21 protein-coding genes and 1 pseudogene are annotated in these 20,386 nt (G+C 71.7%); 14 read left to right on the forward strand and 8 right to left on the reverse strand.

Annotated features, from left to right (window positions below):
- Window positions 1-37: 37 nt before the first annotated feature.
- A complete protein-coding gene (locus FDM97_RS03860) occupies window positions 38-2,200 on the forward strand; it encodes an MMPL family transporter (RefSeq protein ID WP_137988859.1) in 2,163 nt (720 codons plus the stop codon).
- 96 nt (window positions 2,201-2,296) lie between these two features.
- On the opposite strand, the gene FDM97_RS03865 is transcribed toward FDM97_RS03860, so the two are convergent.
- Entirely contained in the window at window positions 2,297-2,656 is a 360-nt protein-coding gene (locus FDM97_RS03865; RefSeq protein ID WP_137988860.1) for an SsgA family sporulation/cell division regulator, read from the reverse strand.
- Window positions 2,657-2,782: 126 nt separating this feature from the next.
- On the opposite strand from FDM97_RS03865, the gene FDM97_RS03870 reads away from it, so the two are divergent.
- From FDM97_RS03870 to FDM97_RS03890, 5 genes are all read left to right on the forward strand, one after another.
- The gene (locus FDM97_RS03870; RefSeq protein WP_137988861.1) at window positions 2,783-3,844 is read left to right on the forward strand and encodes an energy-coupling factor ABC transporter permease; all 1,062 of its coding nucleotides are present in this window, start codon (window positions 2,783-2,785) and stop codon (window positions 3,842-3,844) included.
- 1 nt (window position 3,845) lies between these two features.
- Window positions 3,846-4,610, forward strand: coding sequence for a cobalt ECF transporter T component CbiQ (gene cbiQ, locus FDM97_RS03875; protein WP_137988862.1), 765 nt, complete (start codon window positions 3,846-3,848; stop codon window positions 4,608-4,610).
- Complete coding sequence (locus tag FDM97_RS03880) at window positions 4,607-5,371, forward strand: energy-coupling factor ABC transporter ATP-binding protein (RefSeq protein ID WP_137988863.1); 765 nt, start codon at window positions 4,607-4,609, stop codon at window positions 5,369-5,371. Before cbiQ ends, FDM97_RS03880 begins: the two co-directional genes overlap by 4 nt.
- A 70-nt stretch (window positions 5,372-5,441) precedes the next feature.
- Window positions 5,442-5,882: an organic hydroperoxide resistance protein gene (locus FDM97_RS03885; protein ID WP_137988864.1), complete on the forward strand. Its 441-nt coding sequence runs from the start codon at window positions 5,442-5,444 to the stop codon at window positions 5,880-5,882.
- 6 nt (window positions 5,883-5,888) lie between these two features.
- On the forward strand, window positions 5,889-7,112 hold the full coding sequence (locus tag FDM97_RS03890; RefSeq protein ID WP_137988865.1) for a serine hydrolase domain-containing protein: 1,224 nt from the start codon (window positions 5,889-5,891) through the stop codon (window positions 7,110-7,112).
- 27 nt (window positions 7,113-7,139) lie between these two features.
- Here FDM97_RS03890 and FDM97_RS03895 read toward each other — a convergent pair whose 3' ends face one another.
- Complete coding sequence (locus tag FDM97_RS03895) at window positions 7,140-7,904, reverse strand: MerR family transcriptional regulator (RefSeq protein ID WP_137988866.1); 765 nt, start codon at window positions 7,902-7,904, stop codon at window positions 7,140-7,142.
- 125 nt (window positions 7,905-8,029) lie between these two features.
- On the opposite strand from FDM97_RS03895, the pseudogene FDM97_RS03900 reads away from it, so the two are divergent.
- Window positions 8,030-8,242, forward strand: a pseudogene (locus tag FDM97_RS03900) (SDR family oxidoreductase); the annotation flags it as partial.
- 6 nt (window positions 8,243-8,248) lie between these two features.
- Here FDM97_RS03900 and FDM97_RS03905 read toward each other — a convergent pair.
- From FDM97_RS03905 to FDM97_RS03920, 4 genes are all read right to left on the reverse strand, one after another.
- Window positions 8,249-9,100 (reverse strand): DMT family transporter, encoded by an 852-nt coding sequence (locus FDM97_RS03905; RefSeq protein ID WP_137988867.1) that lies wholly within the window; start codon window positions 9,098-9,100, stop codon window positions 8,249-8,251.
- Complete coding sequence (locus tag FDM97_RS03910) at window positions 9,097-9,579, reverse strand: YbaK/EbsC family protein (protein WP_137988868.1); 483 nt, start codon at window positions 9,577-9,579, stop codon at window positions 9,097-9,099. Before FDM97_RS03910 ends, FDM97_RS03905 begins: the two co-directional genes overlap by 4 nt.
- A 44-nt stretch (window positions 9,580-9,623) precedes the next feature.
- A complete protein-coding gene (locus FDM97_RS03915; RefSeq protein ID WP_137988869.1) occupies window positions 9,624-11,255 on the reverse strand; it encodes a penicillin-binding transpeptidase domain-containing protein in 1,632 nt (543 codons plus the stop codon).
- 147 nt (window positions 11,256-11,402) lie between these two features.
- Window positions 11,403-11,864, reverse strand: coding sequence for a MarR family winged helix-turn-helix transcriptional regulator (locus tag FDM97_RS03920; protein WP_137988870.1), 462 nt, complete (start codon window positions 11,862-11,864; stop codon window positions 11,403-11,405).
- A gap of 81 nt (window positions 11,865-11,945) precedes the next feature.
- On the opposite strand from FDM97_RS03920, the gene FDM97_RS03925 reads away from it, so the two are divergent.
- Window positions 11,946-12,314, forward strand: a complete 369-nt coding sequence (locus tag FDM97_RS03925; RefSeq protein ID WP_137988871.1) for a VOC family protein — start codon at window positions 11,946-11,948, stop codon at window positions 12,312-12,314.
- Between the two features lie 2 nt (window positions 12,315-12,316).
- On the opposite strand, the gene FDM97_RS03930 is transcribed toward FDM97_RS03925, so the two are convergent.
- Window positions 12,317-13,075: a GbsR/MarR family transcriptional regulator gene (locus tag FDM97_RS03930; RefSeq protein ID WP_137988872.1), complete on the reverse strand. Its 759-nt coding sequence runs from the start codon at window positions 13,073-13,075 to the stop codon at window positions 12,317-12,319.
- Window positions 13,076-13,298: 223 nt separating this feature from the next.
- Between FDM97_RS03930 and FDM97_RS03935 the strand changes: the two genes are divergently transcribed.
- Window positions 13,299-13,967 carry a DUF4097 family beta strand repeat-containing protein gene (locus tag FDM97_RS03935; protein WP_137988873.1) on the forward strand — a complete coding sequence of 223 codons (669 nt, stop codon included), beginning with the start codon at window positions 13,299-13,301 and terminating at the stop codon, window positions 13,965-13,967.
- A 23-nt stretch (window positions 13,968-13,990) separates the two neighbouring features.
- Window positions 13,991-14,809, forward strand: a complete 819-nt coding sequence (locus FDM97_RS03940; RefSeq protein ID WP_137988874.1) for an alpha/beta fold hydrolase — start codon at window positions 13,991-13,993, stop codon at window positions 14,807-14,809.
- Here the strand turns inward: FDM97_RS03940 and FDM97_RS03945 are convergent.
- Complete coding sequence (locus tag FDM97_RS03945) at window positions 14,806-16,548, reverse strand: dolichyl-phosphate-mannose--protein mannosyltransferase (RefSeq protein ID WP_137988875.1); 1,743 nt, start codon at window positions 16,546-16,548, stop codon at window positions 14,806-14,808. The two genes, FDM97_RS03940 and FDM97_RS03945, sit on opposite strands and share 4 nt — an antisense overlap.
- A 52-nt stretch (window positions 16,549-16,600) precedes the next feature.
- Between FDM97_RS03945 and rsmI the strand changes: the two genes are divergently transcribed.
- From rsmI to FDM97_RS03965, 4 genes are all read left to right on the forward strand, one after another.
- A complete protein-coding gene (gene rsmI / locus FDM97_RS03950; protein ID WP_175439027.1) occupies window positions 16,601-17,488 on the forward strand; it encodes a 16S rRNA (cytidine(1402)-2'-O)-methyltransferase in 888 nt (295 codons plus the stop codon).
- Between the two features lie 139 nt (window positions 17,489-17,627).
- Window positions 17,628-18,152, forward strand: coding sequence for a hypothetical protein (locus FDM97_RS03955; protein ID WP_137988877.1), 525 nt, complete (start codon window positions 17,628-17,630; stop codon window positions 18,150-18,152).
- Between the two features lie 28 nt (window positions 18,153-18,180).
- Window positions 18,181-19,050, forward strand: coding sequence for a TatD family hydrolase (locus FDM97_RS03960; RefSeq protein WP_137988878.1), 870 nt, complete (start codon window positions 18,181-18,183; stop codon window positions 19,048-19,050).
- Window positions 19,051-19,122: 72 nt separating this feature from the next.
- Window positions 19,123-20,376 (forward strand): resuscitation-promoting factor, encoded by a 1,254-nt coding sequence (locus FDM97_RS03965; protein WP_137988879.1) that lies wholly within the window; start codon window positions 19,123-19,125, stop codon window positions 20,374-20,376.
- Window positions 20,377-20,386 lie beyond the last annotated feature (10 nt).

Genomic DNA, 20,386 nt, shown 5'->3' on the forward strand with positions numbered 1-20,386 from the left:
CATGCCCTGTCCCACCACCATTTGGGAGTACGCCCCCGTGGCCACGTTCCTCTACAAGCTGGGTCGCTCCGCCTTCCGGCGCCGACGGCTCGTCGCCCTTCTCTGGGTGGCGCTCCTCGCGCTCGCCGGGGTCGGCGCCGCCACCGCGCCCGCCGCGACCTCCAGCTCCTTCTCGATCCCCGGCACCGAGGCCCAGAAGGCCTTCGACCTCCTCGAAAAGCGCTTCCCCGGCGGCAACGCCGACGGGGCCACCGCCCGGGTCGTCTTCAAGGCCCCCGAGGGCCAGAAGATGACCGACCCGGCCAACAAGGCCAAGGTCCAGGACGTCGTCGACGAGCTGAAGTCCGGCTCCGACCAGGTCGCCTCGGTCACCGACCCGTACACCGCCAAGGCGGTCTCGAAGGACGGCTCGACCGCCTACGTCTCGGTCGGCTACAAGGTCTCCGGCATGGAGCTGAGCGACGCGACCCGCGAGGCCCTGGAGAAGACCGGGCACGACGCCCAGGGCAAGGGGCTCACCGTCGAGATCGGCGGTGACGCGCTCCAGGCCGTTCCCGCGACCGGCGCGGGCGAGATCGTCGGCGTGGTCGTCGCCGGCATCGTCCTGGTCATCACCTTCGGCTCGCTGGTCGCCGCCGGGCTCCCGCTGCTGACCGCGATCGTCGGCGTCGGCATCGGCGTCTCCACGATCACCGCGCTCGCGAGCGTCCTGGACCTCGGCTCCACCACCTCCACGCTCGCGATGATGATCGGCCTCGCCGTCGGCATCGACTACGCGCTCTTCATCGTCTCCCGCTACCGCGCCGAGCTCGCCGAGGGCCGGGAGCGCGAGGAGGCCGCGGGCCGCGCGGTCGGCACGGCAGGGTCGGCCGTCGTCTTCGCCGGTCTGACCGTCGTCATCGCCCTGGTCGGCCTCGCCGTCGTCAACATCCCGATGCTGACGAAGATGGGCTTCGCCGCCGCCGGTACGGTCCTGATCGCCGTCCTGATCGCGCTCACCCTCGTCCCGGCCCTGCTCGGGTTCGCGGGCTCCAAGGTCGTGGGCCGCAAGCAGCGCAAGGGTGTGCGGAAGAGCGACAAGCCCAACGGTGGCACCCGCTGGGCCCGGTTCGTCATCCGCCGCCCGGTCATGGTCCTGCTCGTCGGCGTTCTCGGCCTCGGCGCGATCGCCCTGCCCGCGGCCTCGCTGGAGATGGGCCTGCCCGACGACGGCGCCCAGCCCACCTCCACCACGCAGCGCCGCGCCTACGACCTCCTGTCGGACGGCTTCGGCCCCGGGTTCAACGGGCCCCTGATGGTCGTCGTCGACGGCGACAAGGCCGCCGCCGAGTCCACCGTCGAGAAGATCAAGGGCCTGGACGGGGTCGTGGCGGTCACCCCGCCGACGCCCAACAAGGCCGGCGACACCGCGATGATCACGGTGATCCCGAAGGACCGGCCGTCCTCGGTCCAGACCGAGGAGCTGGTCCACGACATCCGTGACACGACCGGCGACGACGTCCTGGTCACCGGTGCCACCGCGATGAACATCGACTTCTCGCAGAAGATGAACGACGCGCTGCTGCCCTATCTGGCGCTGGTCGTCGGACTCGCCTTCCTGCTCCTGATGGTGGTCTTCCGCTCGATCCTGGTTCCGCTGAAGGCGGCCCTCGGCTTCCTGCTCTCGGTGGTCGCGGCCCTCGGCGCGGTCGTCGCGGTCTTCCAGTGGGGCTGGCTGGGCTCGCTGTTCGGGGTCGAGCAGACCGGCCCGATCATGTCGATGATGCCGATCTTCATGGTGGGTGTCGTCTTCGGTCTCGCGATGGACTACGAGGTCTTCCTCGTCACCCGGATGCGCGAGGCGTACGTCCACGGCGAGCGGCCCGGCGAGGCGATCGTGACCGGCTTCCGGCACGGGGCCCGGGTGGTCACCGCCGCCGCGGTGATCATGATGGCCGTCTTCTCGGGCTTCATCGGCTCCAGCGAGCAGATGGTGAAGATGATCGGCTTCGGTCTCGCCATCGCGGTGCTCTTCGACGCGTTCGTGGTCCGGATGGCGATCGTCCCCGCGGTGCTCGCGCTGCTCGGGCACAAGGCGTGGTGGCTGCCGAAGTGGCTGGACAGGCTGCTGCCCAACGTGGACGTGGAGGGCGAGGGTCTCAGGGCGTCGCAGGAGGTTCCGCGGGACCCGGAGCCGGAGCGCGAGCTCGTGAAGGTCTGAGCCCACTGAACTCCGGGGCGGCCGCTTGAGCGGAGCGGTACGTCCCGGATCGCGCCGGAACCCGTGGGGACGGGGAGTCGACGCGGCCCTGCGCCGTCATCGTGTCGTGGTCGACGCGGTGACGGCGTAGGTGTGCCTGAGGAAGCGCATCAGGGCGGTCGTGTCGAACTGCACGACCGCTACCCCGTCGTCGGTGTGGAACTCGACGACGGTCTGCACCCGGCCGCAGGGCCAGACCTCGATGTCCCCGCGCCGGGCGGGGGCCCGCATGCCGGTCTCGAGGAGCGCGCGCGGGAACGACCACTCGATGTTGCCGGGGAAGACGAAGCGCACGGTCGCGGGGGAATCGGGGTCGTAGCGCAGGGCTACCGGGACGGGGCGGGAGAGTGGGGCGTCGCTGATGATCCGGCCTTTGGCGTGATCCTCGACTTCATGGTCGTCCGTGGTGGGGGACATCGAGCCACTCCTCACACTCGTCTTATTTATTCACTAATGTCCCATATTTCCCGGCGCGTGGCGGGGTGGTTCTGTGAGGAGTGCGCTCTTGCAAGCTCTTTGCAGGTAGCGCCTATCATCAGTGCCGTGCATGTACCCGACGGATTCATCAACGCCCCGCTCTCGGCCGCCGCCGGTGTCGTCGCCGCAGGCGCCGTCGCCGTATCCCTGCGCGGGGCGCACCGCGAACTTGGGGGTACCTCCCGTGCCGAAGGCCACGGGGGAGAGCGGGCGGCGCCGCTCGCCGGACTCGTGGCCGCGTTCATCTTCGCCGTGCAGATGCTGAACTTCCCGGTCGCCGCCGGGACCAGCGGACACCTGCTCGGGGGCGCGCTCGCCGCGATCCTCGTCGGGCCGTACACGGGCGTGCTCTGCATCGCCGTGGTCCTGCTGATGCAGGGGATCCTCTTCGCGGACGGCGGCCTGACCGCGCTCGGGGTGAACATCACCGTCATGGGCGTGGTCACGGTCGTCGTCGCGTACGCGCTCTTCCGCGGCCTCGTCCTCGTCCTGCCCCGCACCCGCCGCTCGGTGACCGTGGCCTCCTTCGTGGCCGCACTCGTCTCCGTACCGGCGGCGGCCGCCGCCTTCACCCTCGTCTACGCGATCGGCGGCACCACCGACGTACCGATCGGCACGGTGCTCACCGCGATGGTCGGCGTCCACACCCTCATCGGCATCGGCGAGGCCGCCATCACCATGCTGACCGTCGGCGCGGTCGTCGCCGTCCGCCCCGACCTCGTGTATGGCGCGCGCGGCCTGAGCACCCCGCTCAAGCTGCGCGTGAACGGCGAGCTGGTCGACGCCGCACCCGCCGTGGCCCCTGTCGCCCGCTCCCCGAGGAAGGTCTGGATCGGCGGGCTGGTCTCCGCCCTCGTCCTGGCCGGCTTCGTCTCCTTCTACGCCTCCGCGAGCCCGGACGGCCTGGAGAAGGTCGCCGCCGACCAGGGCATCGACAAGAAGGTCGAGGAGCACGCGGCGGCCGGTTCGCCGCTCGCCGACTACGGCGTCAAGGGCATCGAGGGCGTGCGGCTGTCGGGCGGCCTGGCCGGCACGATCGGCGTGGGCGCGACCCTCGCCGCGGGGACGGGCGTCTTCTGGCTCGTACGCCGCCGCAAGGCCGCCGCCGCGACCGCGGCGCAGGTCTGACATGGGAGCCGGGCACGCGCACAAGCTCTACCGGCACGGTCACTCGCCGGTCCACGAGCTGCCCCCGCACACCAAGCTCGCCGCCGTGCTCGCCTTCGTGGTGGTCGTGGCCTCCACGCCCCGCGAGGCGGTCTGGGCCTTCGCCCTCTACGCGGTCCTGCTCGGTGTCGTGGCGGCGCGGGCCCGCGTCCCGGCCGGCTTCCTGCTGCGGCGGCTGCTGATCGAGATCCCGTTCGTGGCCTTCGCGTTCCTGATGCCGTTCGTCGTCCCGGGCGAGCAGACCGAGATCCTCGGGGTGTCCGTGAGCGTCCCCGGTCTGTGGGGAGCCTGGAACGTCCTCGCCAAGGGCACCCTCGGCGTCGCCGCCTCCGTGCTGCTCGCCGCCACCACCGAACTGCGCGCGCTGCTCCTCGGCCTCCAGCGTCTGAAGCTGCCGCCGCTGCTCGTCCAGATCGCCTCCTTCATGATCCGGTACGGCGACGTCATCACCGACGAGATGCGCCGGATGTCCGTCGCTCGCCGCTCGCGCGGCTTCGAGGCGAGGGGCGTCCGCCACTGGGGCGTGCTCGCCAAGTCCGCGGGCGCGCTCTTCATCCGCTCCTACGAGCGCGGCGAGCGCGTCCATCTCGCGATGGTCAGCCGGGGGTACGCGGGGTCCATGCCGGTCATCGACGAGGTGACCGCGACCCGCGCCCAGTGGACCTACGCCGCCGCGCTGCCGCTCACCGCCCTGCTGATCTGCCTCCTCGGATGGACGATGCCATGACCGCTCCGACCCCTGCCTTCGTCCCCTCCCTCGACGTGCGCGGCCTCGCGTACGCGTACCCCGACGGCCATCAGGCGCTCTTCGGTGTCGACCTGGCCGTCGAGCGCGGCGAGCGGGTCGCGCTGCTCGGTCCCAACGGCGCCGGGAAGACCACGCTCGTCCTGCACCTCAACGGCATCCTCAGCGGTGGCGCGGGCACGGTCGCGGTCGCCGGGCTGCCGGTCGAGAAGCGGAACCTGGCCGAGATCCGGCGCCGCGTCGGGATCGTCTTCCAGGACCCGGACGACCAGCTGTTCATGCCGACCGTGCGCGAGGACGTGGCGTTCGGTCCGGCCGCGGCGGGGCTGCGCGGGCCGGAGCTGGAGACCGTGGTGCACACGGCGCTCGACCGGGTCGGCATGGCGGAGTACGCGGACCGGGCGCCGCACCACCTGTCGTTCGGGCAGCGGCGCCGGGTGGCGGTGGCGACCGTGCTCGCGATGGAGCCGGAGATCCTCGTCCTGGACGAGCCCTCCTCCAACCTCGACCCGGCCTCGCGCCGCGAGCTCGCGGACATCCTGCGCTCGCTGGACGTCACCGTCCTCATGGTCACGCACGACCTCCCGTACGCCCTGGAGCTCTGCCCGCGCTCGGTGATCCTGAGCGAGGGCGTGATCGCGGCGGACGGGCCCACGGCGGAGATCCTGGCCGACGAGGAGCTGATGAACCGGCACCGTCTTGAGCTGCCGTTCGGCTTCGTGCCGGCCCCTACCCCTCGGTAACCAGAGGCGGGCCCCGTCCGATACCTTGTGCGCAATCCACTTGTGCACATCGCAACGATCGGGGCGGACCATGGGCGACCGCGCGGACAGCCGGCCGACGAAGATCATGTACGTGGCCGAGGCCACCGCCCACGGCGGCCGCGAGGGCTTCGTGACCAGCCAGGACGGCCTGATCGACCTCAGACTCGCGATGCCGCCCGCGCTCGGCGGGGACGGTCAGGGCACCAACCCGGAGCAGCTCTTCGCCGCCGGCTACAGCGCCTGCTTCCACAACGCGCTCGTCCTCGTCGGCCGCCGGGCCGGCTACGACCTCTCCCGCTCCACCGTCGCCGCGAAGGTCGGCATCGGGCCGAACAGGACGCGGGGGTACGGCCTCGCCGTCGCCCTCAGCGTCTCGCTGCCGCTGCTCGACCAGGACCTGGCCGCGAAGCTCGTGGACGCCGCCCACGAGGTCTGCCCGTACTCCAACGCCACCCGCGACAACATCGATGTCTCGATCGTGCTGAGCTGATGCACCATGGGTGAGGCCGACGAGCGAGAGGCCGACGAGCGAGAGGGAGAGTGGGACGTGGACGTCCGGGGCACGGTGGCGGCGGGATTCGAGCCGGTCAGGGACGCGTTCCTGCGCAACTTCGAGCAGCGGGGGGAGCGGGGCGCGGCGATCGCCGTCTACCGCGACGGCGCCAAGGTCGTGGACCTGTGGGCGGGCACGCGCGACGTCTCCGGTACGGCCCCGTGGGCCCTGGACACCGCCCAGGTGGTCCGCTCCGCGACCAAGGGCGTCGCGGCCGCCGTACCGCTGCTGCTGCACCAGCGCGGGCAGCTCGACCTGGACGCCCCCGTCGGCACGTACTGGCCGGAGTTCAAGGCGGCGGGCAAGGACCGCGTGACCGTACGGCAGCTCCTCGCGCACCGGGCGGGCGTACCGGTCCTCGACCGCCCGCTGACCCTCGCCGAGGCGGTCGACCTTCCGACGGCGACCGGCGCGATCGCCGCCCAGGCGCCCGTCTGGGAGCCCGGCACCGCGCACGGCTACCACGCCCACACCTTCAGCTGGCTGCTCAGCGGCCTCGTCCACCGGGTCACCGGCCGCACCATCGGCCGCTGGGTCGCCGAGGAGATCGCCCGCCCGCTCGGCCTCGACCTCTGGATAGGCCTGCCGCCCGAAGAGGCCCACCGGGCCGGCCGCCTCGGCCCCGTCGAGGAGATCGAGCCGCCCGGCAGCGGGGCCCTGAAGCTGCGCCCCAAGCGCTCGGTGACCGAGGCCTACCGCGACCCGGCCTCGCTGACCCGGCGCGCCTTCGGGGCGATCGACCCCAAGCCCGACGAGAACGACCCCGTCTACCGGGCCGCCGAACTCCCCGGCTCCGGCGGCGTCTCCACCGCCCGCGCCCTCGCCCGCTTCTACGCCTCGACCCTCGGCCCCGTCGACGGCGGCGCCCGCCTCTTCGCCCCGGCGACGCTGACCCTCGCCCGCACCGAGGAGTCCGCGGGCCCCGACCGCGTCCTGCTGGTCGGGACCCGCTTCGGCCTGGGCCACATGCTCCACGGCCCGGCCTCCCCCCTCCTCGGCCCCACCTCCTTCGGCCACCCGGGCCGCGGCGGCTCACTCGGCTTCGCGGATCCCGAGTCGGGCATCGCCTTCGGCTACGTCACGAACGGCATGCGCAAGACGGTCACGGCCGACCCCCGCGCCCAGGCTCTGGTACGGGCGGTGCGGGCGTCGCTGGCGGCCCGCTAGCGGGCCGGGTTCCTCCGTGTCGGCGTCTCAGCTCAGCCGGGCGTCGGCGTAGACGTACATCGCGTCCCGCTGATAGACGGCCAGCCCGTCGGCGACCCTGTCGAAGTTCGCGCGGAAGCGCGGGTCGTCGACGTAGGTCCTGGCCAGACCCTTGTACGCGTCCGCCGTCGGGGTCCAGAAGCGGCAGACGCCCTGGTAGTGGGCGTCCACCTCGGCCTGGACCGTGGGCGAGGCGACCGGGGTGCCGGACGCCATGAACTCCGCGAAGCGGATCATCTGCGCCGTCACCTCCCGCTGCCACCGCTCCTGGTCCTGCGCGGTCATCGTCTCGACGGCCGCGCGGGACTCCGCCCACGCCTCCGGCCACCGCTCGCGCACCTCCGCGTCGTCGTCGGGGGAGGGCGCGAAGCCCTCGAACAGGTTCTCCGGCCTGTTGATCTTCATCATCGTGTCGTCGTCCTCGTCTTCCTCCAGTTCGGCGATGGTCCGCCCGACCGTGCGCACCAGCGTGTCCAGCCGGTCCCGCTCCCTCAGCAGCCGCTCGTGGTGCTCGCGCAGCACGGCCACCCGGTCGGCCTGGCTGTCCAGGACCGCCTGGACCTCGCGCAGCCCCAGGTCCAGCTCCCGCATCAGCAGGATCTGCTGCAGCCGCAGCAGATCGGCCTCCTCGTAGTAGCGGTGCCCGTTGCTCGCGGTCCACGCGGGCGGCAGCAGACCGATCTCGTCGTAGTGCCGCAGCGTCCGGGAGGTCACCCCGGACATCCGGGCCACCTCCGCGATCGACCAGGCCATGGCCGGGCCTCCCCTCGCCGGGCCGGTCTCTCCGGCCCACACACGACCGTAGGAGTTGACGCGGCGGCAACCGCAAGTCGGATGTCCGTGCCCCGTGCCATCGTGGTGCGCGGCGAGTACGTCGCCGAGCCCGCGCCTGGCAGTCCCGGGAGGAGCAGCTGGCCGCGCTCGCCGAGCGCGTCTATCCGCTGGGCCGGGTCGGCACCCCGGAGGACGTGGCCGCCGCGGTCGCCTTCCTCGCCTCCAGGGACGCGGCCTGGATCACCGGCACGACGCTCCGGGTGGACGGCGGGCTGCTCGCGGTGAACACCCACTTCGCCGAAGTGCTGGGGGAGTAGCGAGCGTCAACTCGTGTACAGCATCAGGCCGATGCCCACCACCATCAGCCCCGCCGCCGCCACCCTCGGCCCCCCGAACCGCTCCTTGAAGAAGAGCGCCCCGATCGCCGCGCCCACGATGATCGAGGACTCCCGCAGCGCCGCGATCGGCGCCAGCGGCGCCCTCGTCTGCGCCCAGAGCACCAGGCCGTACGCGGAGACCGACAGCGCGGCGCCGAGCAGGCCGCGCGGGGCGTGCGGGCGGAGTTGGGGGAACAGGGCGGCGCGGCGGGTCCAGAGGGCGTACGCCGGGATGACCATGCCCTGCAGGACCATCAGCCACGCGATGTAGCCGAGCGGGGTGCCCGAGGCGCGCGCGCCGACGCCGTCGACGACGGTGTAGCCCGCGATGGCCAGCCCCGTCGCGCCGGCCGCCAGCAGGGCCGGCCAGTCGGGGCGGCGGCCGGAGCCCCGGATTCCCCACAGGGCCAGGCCCGTCAGGCCCGCGCAGGCGAACGCGACTCCGGCGAGCTGCCAGCCGTCGGGGATCTCGTCGACGAAGACCGCCGCCAGGAGCGTCACCACCAGCGGGGCCGTACCCCGGGCGATCGGGTACATCTGGCCGAAGTCCCCGAGCGTGAACGACCGCATGAGCAGGGCGTAGTAGCCGATGTGCAGCACCGCCGAGGCGATCAGGTACGGCCACGCCCCGGCCGCCGGCAGCGGTACGAAGAAGGCGAGCGCCGCGCCGATCAGGGCCCCGCCGCCCGAGATCAGCGTGAAGGACAGCAGCTGGTCGCGGACGGTGTGCGCGATCGCGTTCCAACTGGCGTGCGTCACGGCGGCGAGCAGCACCGCCGCCGCCACCAGCGGCGTCACCGCGTCCGCTCGCGTACGTCCACCAGCGCGCCGCCCGCGTGGGCGATCAGCGACTTCGGGTCCAGGGCGAACACGGTGTGCGGGGTGCCGGCGGCCGCCCACACCACGTCGTGGTCGAGCAGCCCCCGGTCCGCCAGGACCCGGGTCCTGACGCGGTGGCCGAACGGCGGGACGCCGCCGATCGCGTACCCCGTCGTCTCCCGTACGAGCCGGGCGTCGGCCCGTGTCACGGCCTCGGCGCCCAGCTCTTCCCGTACCCGCTCGACGTCGACCCGCGAGGAGCCGTCCATCAGGACCAGGACCGGGACCCCGTCCGCCGCGAAGATCAGCGACTTGACGATCTCGGAGACCTCGCAGCCGATGGCCTCGGCGGCCTGGGCGGCGGTGCGCGTCTCGTCCGGGAAACGGCGGATCTCGACATCCAGGCCCGACTCACGCAGGGCGGCGGCGAAGAGGGGGTGCGCGACGGATTCGGTCATGCCCCGCACGCTAGCGGTACGTGTACGGGGCACGCGACCCGTATTCAGCCCGCCTTGAGCACGCTCGCCACGATCGGTCCCGCCGCGTCCCCGCCGTGCCCGCCCTCCTGCACGACGGCGGCGGCCGCGAGGTCGTCGGAGTAGCCGGCGAACCAGCTGTTGGAGGTGGTCTGGCCGCCGACCTCCGCCGAACCCGTCTTCGCGCCCTTGTCCCCGCCGACCCGCGCCATCGCCTCCGCGCCCGTGCCGCTGCCGGTCGCCGTGGCCCGCATCATGGCGCGCAGCTGGCGCGCCACCGAGCCCGGCAGGGAGCGCGAGGCCTCGGCGAAGGTGCGGCCGTCCAGCTCCTTGGACACGAGGAACGGCTGCTTGAACGTTCCGTCCTTCGCGGTGGCGGTGATCGAGGCGATGTTGAGCACGTTCATCTGCACCGTGCCCTGCCCGATGTACTGCGCCGCCGCCTCGCCGCCCGTCTCCTCGGGGATGCTGCCGTCGAAGGACTGGATGCCCGTCTTCCAGTCGAGGCCGATCCCGAAGACGTCCCGGGCCTCCTTGCCGAGTGCGGAGTCGTCGCCCACCTCGTCGATCTTCTTGATGAAGGCGGTGTTGCAGGACTTGGCGAAGCTCCGCGAGAAGGGGACGTTCCCCAGCTCGAAGCCGGCGAGGTTCTGGAAGGAACGCCCGTAGTACATGGCGGACTTCGGGCACTCCGTGGCCTGGTCGGCCTTGACCAGGCCCTTCTCCAGGAGCAGCGCCGCCGTGACGATCTTCAGGGTCGAGCCGGGGGCCTGCTTGCCCTCGAACGCCGTGTTGAAGCCCGCCGAGGGGTTGTTCGCGACCGCCCGTATCTCGCCCGTGGACGGCTTGATCGCGACGACCGAGGCCTGCCCGTACTTCGTGACCGCCCGCTCGGCCGCGGCCTGTACCTCGGCGTCGATGGTCGTCTGCAGGCGCCCCGGTCTGCCCTCGGCGAGCGTGACGAGGGTGGTGTCCGGGACGCCCTCGCCACCGGACTCGATCACGGTCTCGATGCCGGGCTCCCCGCCCGCCTTCTCCCCGTACTTCGCGCGCAGCTGGTCCAGGATCGGCCCGAGCGAGGGGTACTTCTCCTTCGTCAGCTCGACGCCGTTGCGGTCGACGGCCTTGACGCTGCCGGTCTTCGCCGCGCCGGTGCGCAGGGTCCCGTTCTTGGTCAGGCTCGGGTGGATGACGGCCGGCGTCCACTCGACGAGCGGCCGCCCGGTGGTGAGCCCGCGCACCACGGTCAGCTCCGAGGCGTACGTCCAGGGCTTCGACTGCCCCTCGTACGTGACGGTGGCCTTCACCGTGAACGGCACCTTCGCGCCGATGGCCTTGCCCGGGGTGATGACGGCCTCGGAGACCTTCGCGCCTTCCTTGTGGTTCAGGACGGCGGGCCCGGCCTCCACGGGGTTGTTGGTCAGCTGGGCGGCCCGGTCGGACTCACCCGCCGCCCACGCGGCCAGGAACTCCTTGGCGGTGTTCTCGACCTCGTCCTGCGTCACGGGCCCGGTCCGCTTCCCGTCGGACCCGGACCGGGCGCCGACGCCCGTGGCGCCGTTGATCCCGGTGGCCAGGTTGTATCCCCCGTAGAGGACTCCGCCCGCCACGACGACGAAGACTCCCCCGACGATCGCGACCTTCACTCCACTGCGCATCTCTGTGGTTCCCCTCCCCAGAAGCCCCAGAAGTTCACACAGTCAACCAGCGTCACATCGAACTGTCGAGCGACATCCGGTCCTCGCGGGGAGGAGGCCCACCATCACGTCGTTCAGCGCTTTCGACGAGCCGTCGGCCGCTCGGCCTCACTCGCCGAGCGCCTCGGTCATGGTGTCGAGGTCCGCGAGGAGTGCCGTGAGGCGCTTCCCGGGGATGGCGTCGACCATGCGTTCTTCGATGGCGTAGACGGCGGTACGGGCAGCGTGCAGGCGCTCCTGTCCGGCGGGGGTGAGGTGGACGGGCAGGGCCCGGCCGTGGTCGGTGGTGGTGGGCCGGGTGATGAGGCCGGCTTCTTTCAGGCCGCGCAGGACGACGTTCGCGGACTGCCGGCTGACGAAGGTGCCGCGGGCCAGGTCGGCGTTGGACAGGCCCGGCTTCTGGTCGAGGAGTTCGAGGCAGGAGTACTGCGGGACGGTGAGGTCGTGCTCGCGCAGCGCCTTGTCCATGGCACCGCGCAGGGCGGCCGAGGCGCGCTTGAGGCGGTATCCCACGTGCTCGGTGATGTCCTGGGCGGGGTGGGGCAGGGGGACTGGCGCACGGTCTTTCATGTCAGCATTTTGACATGCCTGAGGAGCGGTGCCTACAGTCCCTGATGTCAAAGTATTGACATCAATCTTCTGGGAGGAACCATGCCCGCCACTGTCGACGGCCCTGACTTCGTCGCCCTGCAGGTGAAGGACATCCAGGCCGCAGCGGCCTTCTTCGAGGAACGCCTCGGCATGCGCCGTGCGCCCGCTTCACCGCCCCACGCGGTGGTCTTCGCCACCAGCCCCATCCCGTTCGCGGTCCGCGAGCCACTCCCGGGCGTCGATCTGGACGGCGACGCGCGCCCCGGGCTGGGGGTGGCGCTGTGGCTGCGGACCACGAACGCCGCAGAGCTGCGCGAGCGGCTCGTGGCCGCCGGCGTCGCCGTCACTCCGCTCCAGGACAGCCCGTTCGGCCCCACGTTCACCTTCACCGGCCCTGAGGGTTACCGCCTCACCGCGCACGGAGGCTGACTTCACCCCGGCCCGCTTCCGCTCGCGGCCGGCTTCGACTCCGAGGGGGTTTCGGGTTTGGTGTGGAGGACCTCCCGGGCCTGCTCGGCGGCGCGGGCGATGCTCTCGGAGACGAAGTCGAGGAAGCGGGCGATGTTCTCCATGCGGATGGCCGCCGGGGTGCCGGGGCCGAGGACGCCGACGCCCTGCCGGGCGGTGTCGACGAGCTGGGCGGTGGACCGGGCGCTGGCCATCATCGACTGGTACCAGATGTCGTCGTCGACGACGTAGCGCTCGCGGCGGCGTTCGTCGCGTTCCCGCCGGACCATGCCCTGGGTCTCCAGGAACGAGATCGCCTTGGAGATGGACGCCGGGCTGACCTGGAGGCGCTGAACGAGTTCGGACGCGGTCAGCCTGCCGGAGTCGGTGAGCGTGAGGCAGGACATCACCCGGGCCATCATCTTGGGCATGCCCGACGCCATCATGACGGTGGTGAACAGCTCCTCGTACTCGCGCACGGCCTCGGCGTCGCGTCCGTAGGGCTGCGCCGACGCCTGCGGCTCCCGGGGCGCCGTCCGCCTGCGGCGTTGGGCGCGGCGCTCGGTGGCGCGGTGGGCCAGGTCGGCGCGGTAGGCGGTGGGGCCGCCGTTGCGCATCACCTCGCGCGTGATCGTCGAGGTGGGACGATCCAGGCGTCTGGCGATCTCCGCGTAGGCCAGGCCGTCGGCCAGTCCCAGCGCGATCTGCTGGCGTTCGGGCTGGGTGAGCCTGCCTCCCGGCATCGCGGTTCTCCTTCGTGGTTCGTTGTGCCTCCACCATAGCGTTCACCTCCAATCCGTTGCAACGAACCGAGTGAGTGCTGTTGCGTTAGCCTCGAAACCGTTGCAACGATTTCCCCGCATCTACCTGCAATGATGGCAATCATGCGCAACGAGCATGTTGCTCGATCCTTGAACGCAACGTAGCTTTTCCCTCATCGGAAACGACGAGCTCAAGGAGAGCGCGATGCAGAAGTTCACCACCCCCGCCCCGATCACCGCCGTCCTGGACATCCCCGCCGGACACATCCGGTTCATCGCCGCCGACCGGGCCGACACCACCGTCGAGGTCCTGCCCGCCGACGCGTCCAAGAGCCGCGACGTGAAGGCCGCCGAGCAGATCGAGATCGCCTACGCCGACGGTGTGCTGCGCGTCGAGGCCCCGGCGGCGAAGAGCCGGATCCTGGGCCACCCCGGATCGGTCGAGGTGACCGTCCAGCTGCCCGCCGGCTCCCACGTCGAGGCCAAGGCCGCCGCCGCCGAACTGCGCGGCGTCGGACGCCTCGGCGACGTCACCTTCGACGGCGCACAGGCCACGGTCAAGCTCGACGAGACCGCAACCGCCCACCTCACCCTCCAGGCCGGTGACATCGCGATCGGCCGCCTGAACGGCCCCGGCCGGATCAGCACCCAAAAGGGCGACCTCCACATCACCGAGGCCGTGCACGGCACCCTCACGCTGGCCACCGAGCACGGCGAGATCACGGTCGGCGCCGCCCGCGGCGTCTGCGCGGCCCTGGACGCCGGCACCGCCTACGGCCGCATCAGCAACACGCTCAAGAACACCGACGGCACCGCCGAACTCCACATCCACGCCACCACCGCCTACGGCAACATCACCGCCCGCAGCCTCTAAAAAGAACAGACCAGGAAGAACCCATGACGAAGAACAGCACGTCCGCGACCAGGTCGAAGTGGACCGGCATGGTGCCCGTCGACGACACCGCCCTGGCCGTCACCGACACCGGCGGCGACGGAATCCCCGTGGTCTACCTCAACGGCCAGTTCGCCACCCAGGGCTACTGGCGCCGCGTCATCGCCGAACTGGGCACGGAATGGCGGCACATCACCTACGACGAGCGGGCCCGCGGCGCATCCAAGCGCTCGGCGGACTACTCCTTCGAGGCCGCCGTCCGCGACCTCGACGCCGTACTCGCCGCCCGAGGCGTGGACCGCGCCCTGGTCGTGGGCTGGTCCTACGGCGCGGTCGTCGCGGCGCACTGGGCCGACCGCAATCCGCACCGCGCCCTGGGCGCCGTCCTGGTCGACGGCGCGTTCCCCTACGACTGGCTCGACGACGCCATGGAGCAACGCATCCGCAAACTGTTCCGGCGCATGAGCTGGTTCCTGCCACTGCTGCGCCCGACGGGCCTGGCCCCGCGGATGACCGCCGAACAGCAGGCCGACAGCAACATCGAGCTCGGCCGGCTCTCCCGCGAACGCGAGCTGGGCCCCGTCCTGGACGGCATCACCGTCCCGGTGCGGTACGTGGTCGCCTCGGGCGCGTCCTTCGGAAGCAAGGGAGACGAGCACGAGCGGATCCGCACCAGCCTCGACGCGGTCACCGCCCGCAACCCCAACATCCGGATCGGCGCGAAAGTCGCCGGCAACCACGGCGCCCTCCTCAAGAAGGACTTCCCGGCCATCGCCGAATCCGTACGCGACATCGCCGCACCCCACCCGTCGGACAGGGCCTAGACCCAGGTGTCGAGCCACATCCTGTTCCGCCACTGGTCGATCGGAATCGCCGTGCCGGTGTAGATCGGCCAGAAGTAGATGAAATTCCAGACGATGAGCAGGACCAGAACTCCGGCCCCCACCGCACCGAAAGTCCGCCGCCTTTCCGAGGAGCCCGGTGGTCCGATCATCGCGCCGATCATCATCGTCACCGCGAGACACAGGAACGGGACGAACACCACCGCGTAGAAAAGGAAGATGGTGCGTTCCTGGTAGAGGAACCACGGCAGCCAGCCCGCCGCGATGCCGCACGCGATCGCGCCCGCCCGCCAGTCGCGGCGGAAGAACCAGCGCCACAGGATGTACAGGATCGCGAAACAGGCCGCCCACCACAGCAGCGGTGTGCCCAGGGCCAGGACCTCCTGGGCGCACTTCTCCGTCGCGGTCGACGGGCAGCCCGCCTTCCCCGGTGCCGGGGACTCGTAGAAGTACGAGACGGGGCGGCCGAGGACGATCCAGCTCCACGGGTTCGACTCGTACGTGTGCGGCGAGTTCAGGCCCACGTGGAACTTGTAGACCTCGGTCTCGTAGTGCCACAGGCTGCGCAGCCAGTCCGGCAGGAAGGACCAGGTCCCGCCGCCCGTCACCTTGTCCTGCTCGGCCGCCCAGTTCCGGAAGTAGCCCTTGTCCGTGACGATCCAGCCCGTCCAGGTGACCAGGTACGTGACGAGCGCGACCGGCACCACCGACACGAACGCGGGGGTCAGGTCCCGCCTGATCACCGCCACGTACGGACGGAACGCGCCGGCCGTGCGCCGGGCGCCCACGTCCCACAGCACCGTCAGCAGACCGAACGCGACCATGACGTACAGGCCGTTCCACTTGGTCGCCGCCGCGAGCCCCAGCGACACGCCCGCCGCGATCCGCCACGGCCGCCGGCCGAGCCGCAGGGTCTCCGCGACGACCGCGTCCGGCCGCAGGACCCCTTCCTCGTCCTCGGGCAGGCCGGCCGCCAGCTTCCGGCGCGCCCAGTCCCGGTCGACGACCAGACAGCCGAAGGCCGCGAGCACGAAGAACATCAGCACCTGGTCGAGCAGCGCCGTGCGGCTCATCACGAAGTGCAGGCCGTCCACCGCGAGCAGCAGCCCCGCCAGGCACCCCAGGAACGTGGAGCGGAACAGCCGCCGCCCGATCCGGGCGAGCATCAGCACGGACAGGGTGCCGAGCAGCGCCACCATGAACCGCCAGCCGAAGGGCGTGAAGTCGATGATCTTCTCGCCCAGGCCGATGACCCACTTGCCCATCGGCGGGTGGACCACATAGCCCGGATCCGTGGGGATCAGGACCGAACCGGGGTCGGCCAGGATCTTCTTGTCGATGTCCTTCGGCCACGCCCCCTCGTACCCCTGGTTGATCAGCGCCCAGGAGTCCTTCGCGTAGTACGTCTCGTCGAATATCACCGCGTTCGGCTTGCCCAGGTTCCAGAACCGGAGCACGCCCGCGAGGAGCGCCACGAGCAGCGGACCGCCCCAGGCGGCGAGCCGCCCGATCCGGTCGGCGGCCCCTGCCGAGACGCCGAGCAGCGACCACAGCCGCTGCGAGGGCCGGGTGTACGGGGGTACGAGACGGTCCCGCAGCCCAGGCCCCGCGGCGCTCCTGGCGGGGGGTACGTAGCCGAAGCGCCGCAGACGCTGCTGCCACGACGGGGGCTCTTCCACGGCGTGCTGACCCTGCAGGGCCTCGGGTGCGGTACTGGTCACCGCGCCATCGTAGGGAACGCGCCTGTGCGAGTCGCCTGTCCGGGCTGCGAGGATGACCCATGTGACAGGAACGCTGGTACTTGCAGGGACTCCCATCGGGGACATCGCGGACGCCCCGCCGCGGCTCGCGGCCGAGCTGGAGACCGCCGATATCGTCGCCGCGGAGGACACCCGGCGGCTGCGCGGACTGACCAGGGCCCTCGGTGTGCACACCTCGGGCCGTGTCGTCTCCTACTTCGAGGGCAACGAGTCCGCCCGGACGCCCGAGCTGGTCGAGGCGCTGGCCGGCGGCGCGCGCGTGCTGCTCGTCACCGACGCGGGCATGCCGTCGGTCTCCGACCCCGGCTACCGGCTCGTCGCCGCCGCCGTCGAGCAGAACATCAAGGTCACCGCCGTCCCCGGCCCCTCCGCCGTGCTGACCGCGCTCGCCCTGTCCGGGCTGCCCGTGGACCGCTTCTGCTTCGAGGGCTTCCTGCCCCGCAAGGCGGGGGAGCGGCTCGGCCGGCTCCGCGAGGTCGCCCAGGAGAAGAGGACCCTCGTCTACTTCGAGGCCCCGCACCGGCTCGACGACACGCTCGCCGCGATGGCCGAGGTCTTCGGCGCCGAGCGCCGGGCCGCCGTCTGCCGCGAGCTCACCAAGACGTACGAGGAGGTCAAGCGCGGCGGCCTCGGCGAGCTCGCCGCCTGGGCCGCCGAGGGCGTACGGGGAGAGATCACCGTCGTCGTCGAGGGCGCCCCCGAGACCGGTCCGGCGGAGCTCGACGCCGAGGAGCTGGTGCGCCGGGTGCGGATCCGCGAGGAGGCCGGGGAGCGGCGCAAGGAGGCCATCGCGGCGGTCGCCGCCGAGGCGGGCCTTCCCAAGCGCGAGGTCTTCGACGCCGTCGTCGCGGCAAAGAACGCGGCCGCGCCGGGCCCTTCAAAGGGTAAAGAGCTATCGTGAAAAGCAAAGCGAAACCCGTGCGGCGGGCCTTGCGAGGGCCTGAGAGCAAGGGAAAGCCCAAGGGCATTCCATTGTTCGACCGGCGCTGATGCGCTCCGGCCCGAAAAGGCGTCCACTGGATCGGTGGAAAGGAGCTGGCATGAGCGAGATCACCGGCACCGGCATACCCGTCGCCCATGAGGCGTACGCCTTCGCCTGCATGCGTTGCGGGTACGGCTGGGAGCAGGCGTACGACATCGAGCACCACGTCGACGCCGCCGGCCAGGAATTCATCGTCTACAAGGCAGGCGGCGAACGGGTCCCGTCGCCCCTGTCCAGCCCGACCTGCATGAACTGCGGCGGCCATGTCGTCCGCATCATGCGCGCGGGCCAGGTTTCCTCGGTCCTGGACTCATGGGAACAGGCCCATCACCCGCAGGTGCCCGGAGCGCCCCACAGGCCGGTCGTACCGGCGGGACCGATCGGTCTGGCCGGGCCGATCGGGCAGGACCTGGGCGAACAGGGCCCCGCGGTCATGGAGACCAGGGAGGCCAGGGACACCAGGGAGGTCAAGGGAGCCCCGGAGTCCGCCCCCGTCGGCGACCTCCCCGGGCCCGTGCACGTGAAGGAAGAAGAGCGTCACTGGCATCTGTCGGATCTCCTGCACCCCTTCCACCGCAAGTGAACGCGTGGCCCCTCGTACGATCGGGGCCATGAGTTCCAAGGACGCCCCGCCGCCGCTGCCCGAGCCCCTGCTGGTGCCGGTGGCTGATTCGCACACCCACCTGGACATGCAGTCCGGCACCGTCGAGGAGGCCCTCACCAAGGCCGCCGCCGTCGGCGTCGCCACCGTCGTCCAGGTGGGCTGCGACATCAAGGGCTCCCAGTGGGCCGCCGAGACCGCCGCCGCGCACGAGAACGTGCACGCCGCCGTCGCCCTGCACCCCAACGAGGCCCCCCGCATCGTGCTCGGGGACCCCGACGGGTGGTCCCGTCAGGGCGCCCGCGAGGCGGGCGGGGAGGCGGCTCTCGACGACGCGCTCGCCGAGATCGACCGACTGGCCGCCCTGCCGTACGTCCGGGCCGTCGGCGAGACGGGCCTGGACTACTTCCGTACCGGCCCCGAGGGCATGGCCGCCCAGGAGCGTTCCTTCCGCGCCCACATCGAGATCGCCAAGCGGCACGGCAAGGCGCTGGTCATCCACGACCGCGAGGCCCACGCCGACGTGCTGCGCGTCCTGGAGGAGGAGGGCGCCCCGGAGCGGACCGTCTTCCACTGCTACTCCGGCGACGCCGAGATGGCCGAGATCTGCGCCGCGCACGGCTACTACATGTCCTTCGCGGGCAACATGACCTTCAAGAACGCCCAGCCGCTGCGCGACGCCCTCGCCGTCGCCCCGCTGGAGCTCGTCCTCGTCGAGACGGACGCCCCGTTCCTCACCCCCGCGCCGTACCGCGGACGGCCCAACGCGCCGTATCTCGTCCCGGTCACCGTCCGCGCGATGGCCGCGGTCCGCGGGATCACGGAGGAGGAGCTCTGCGAGGCGATCGCCGTGAACACCGCGAGCGCCTTCGATTACTGATCAATAACGGTTACGTGATGTAGTCGGGTCGCTTTGGAGAGTGACGGTCGCTGCCGCTAGGGTCCGGGCCTCGTGAGCAACGCGCAGGGAAGTCACCGAGCCGCACGGGGCGGGCGTCGGTCGGACGTCTCCCTCCATGAGCAGCAGACCCAGGAGGCGGTACTGCTCCCCGGCCAGGGCTCCCGCGCCGAGGCCCGGCGGGCCGCCCGCCGCCGCAAGGCCTCCCCGGGCGCGGCCGAGGGCCTGCGGCGCATCGTCCCGCAGGCCCTCGTCGTCGCCTTCCTGGCCGGCGGCACCAGCGCCTTCGTCGCCAACGACAAGGCGATCCGGCTCTCCGTCGACGGCGTCCCGCGCACACTGCACACCTTCGCCGACGACGTCGGCGAACTCCTCGCCGACGAGGGCCTGGCCGTCGGCGCCCACGACATCGTCGCCCCCGCCCCCGCCGCCGACCTCGCCAGCGGCGACGAGGTCGTCGTCCGCTACGGCCGGCCCGTCGCCCTCACCCTCGACGGCGAACGCCGCCAGGTGTGGACCACGGCCAGGACCGTCGACGGGGCCCTGCGCCAGCTCGGCGTCCGCGCCGAGGGCGCCTACCTCTCCGTCTCCCGCTCCGCCCCGATCTCCCGCCGGGGCCTCGCCCTCGACGTCCGCACCGAACGAACGGTCACCCTCCTCGCCGACGGCCGCGAACGGACCCTGCGCACCAACGCCGCCACCGTCCGCGAGGCCGTCGCGGAGGCGGGGATCACCCTCTCCGGCCAGGACACCACCTCCGTACCGCCGAGCTCCTTCCCGCGCGACGGCCAGACGATCACCGTCATGCGGATCACCGGCACCAAGGAGATCCGGGAGGAGCCGATCCCGTACGCCGTCGAGAGGACCCGCGACCCCGGGCTCTTCGCGGGCACGGAGGTCGTCGAACGGCAGGGGGTGCAGGGTGTGCGCCGCGTCACGTACGCCCTGCGGACCGTCAACGGCGTCCGGCAGAAGCCGAAGAAGATCGGCGAGGAGGTGGTGCGGGAGCCCGTCACCCAGAAGGTGAAGGTCGGCACCCGGCCCCTGCCCTCCTCGGTGGCGGGCGCGGACGGGCTCGACTGGGGCGCGCTCGCGGCCTGCGAGTCCGGCGGCCGGCCGAACGCGGTCGACCCCTCGGGGACGTACGGCGGGCTCTACCAGTTCGACCCCGGCACGTGGCGCTCGCTCGGCGGCAGCGGAGTCGCCCAGAACGCGTCCGCCTCGGAACAGACGTACCGGGCGAAGAAGCTCTTCGTGCAGCGGGGGGCGAGTCCCTGGCCCCACTGCGGCCGAAGGCTGTACCGGTGAGCCGTAGGCT

Source organism: Streptomyces vilmorinianum (genome assembly GCF_005517195.1).
Taxonomy (GTDB): domain Bacteria; phylum Actinomycetota; class Actinomycetes; order Streptomycetales; family Streptomycetaceae; genus Streptomyces; species Streptomyces vilmorinianum.

Bases quoted from the DNA above. Each gene is read 5' to 3' on its own strand.
- FDM97_RS03910 (WP_137988868.1), bottom strand. From the start codon at position 9,579: ATGACCGAATCCGTCGCGCACCCCCTCTTCGCCGCCGCCCTGCGTGAG.
- FDM97_RS03930 (WP_137988872.1), bottom strand. From the start codon at position 13,075: ATGCCGGGAGGCAGGCTCACCCAGCCCGAACGCCAGCAGATCGCGCTG.
- FDM97_RS03915 (WP_137988869.1), bottom strand. From the start codon at position 11,255: ATGCGCAGTGGAGTGAAGGTCGCGATCGTCGGGGGAGTCTTCGTCGTC.
- FDM97_RS03880 (WP_137988863.1), top strand. From the start codon at position 4,607: ATGACCGCTCCGACCCCTGCCTTCGTCCCCTCCCTCGACGTGCGCGGC.
- FDM97_RS03865 (WP_137988860.1), bottom strand. From the start codon at position 2,656: ATGTCCCCCACCACGGACGACCATGAAGTCGAGGATCACGCCAAAGGC.
- FDM97_RS03925 (WP_137988871.1), top strand. From the start codon at position 11,946: ATGCCCGCCACTGTCGACGGCCCTGACTTCGTCGCCCTGCAGGTGAAG.
- FDM97_RS03955 (WP_137988877.1), top strand. From the start codon at position 17,628: ATGAGCGAGATCACCGGCACCGGCATACCCGTCGCCCATGAGGCGTAC.
- FDM97_RS03890 (WP_137988865.1), top strand. From the start codon at position 5,889: ATGGGTGAGGCCGACGAGCGAGAGGCCGACGAGCGAGAGGGAGAGTGG.
- rsmI (WP_175439027.1), top strand. From the start codon at position 16,601: ATGACCCATGTGACAGGAACGCTGGTACTTGCAGGGACTCCCATCGGG.
- FDM97_RS03940 (WP_137988874.1), top strand. From the start codon at position 13,991: ATGACGAAGAACAGCACGTCCGCGACCAGGTCGAAGTGGACCGGCATG.
- FDM97_RS03935 (WP_137988873.1), top strand. From the start codon at position 13,299: ATGCAGAAGTTCACCACCCCCGCCCCGATCACCGCCGTCCTGGACATC.
- cbiQ (WP_137988862.1), top strand. From the start codon at position 3,846: ATGGGAGCCGGGCACGCGCACAAGCTCTACCGGCACGGTCACTCGCCG.
- FDM97_RS03885 (WP_137988864.1), top strand. From the start codon at position 5,442: ATGGGCGACCGCGCGGACAGCCGGCCGACGAAGATCATGTACGTGGCC.
- FDM97_RS03920 (WP_137988870.1), bottom strand. From the start codon at position 11,864: ATGAAAGACCGTGCGCCAGTCCCCCTGCCCCACCCCGCCCAGGACATC.
- FDM97_RS03960 (WP_137988878.1), top strand. From the start codon at position 18,181: ATGAGTTCCAAGGACGCCCCGCCGCCGCTGCCCGAGCCCCTGCTGGTG.
- FDM97_RS03895 (WP_137988866.1), bottom strand. From the start codon at position 7,904: ATGGCCTGGTCGATCGCGGAGGTGGCCCGGATGTCCGGGGTGACCTCC.